1 rRNA gene is annotated in these 257 nt (G+C 48.2%); it reads right to left on the bottom strand.

Annotated elements, in window-relative coordinates:
* Positions 1-104: ribosomal RNA gene (gene rrf, locus M0413_RS22835) — 5S ribosomal RNA — on the bottom strand; the annotation flags it as partial.
* Positions 105-257 lie beyond the last annotated feature (153 nt).

Here is a 257-nt window from a genome sequence, read left to right as displayed (position 1 = left end):
CCTACTCTCACATGGGGAGACCCCACACTACCATCGGCGCGATTGCGTTTCACTTCTGAGTTCGGGATGGGATCAGGTGGGACCACAATGCTATTGTCACCAAGCAAATTCTTACGGGTTAATCTACGTCTCACGGCATTGTATCCTCACTCCAGTACTCATGTACTACCGTACACTCCGCCCTTCGCTCGTCACGGCTTTGTCTGCCGTACAATTACCTGCGTAATTAACCTTTATTTGTTAATTTAGAAAGCTGT

The sequence above is a fragment of the Shewanella sp. 8A genome, assembly GCF_023475945.1.
GTDB lineage: Bacteria > Pseudomonadota > Gammaproteobacteria > Enterobacterales > Shewanellaceae > Shewanella > Shewanella xiamenensis.
Note: the sequence above shows the minus strand (reverse complement) of the source record. Positions and strands in the feature narration are given on the sequence as shown.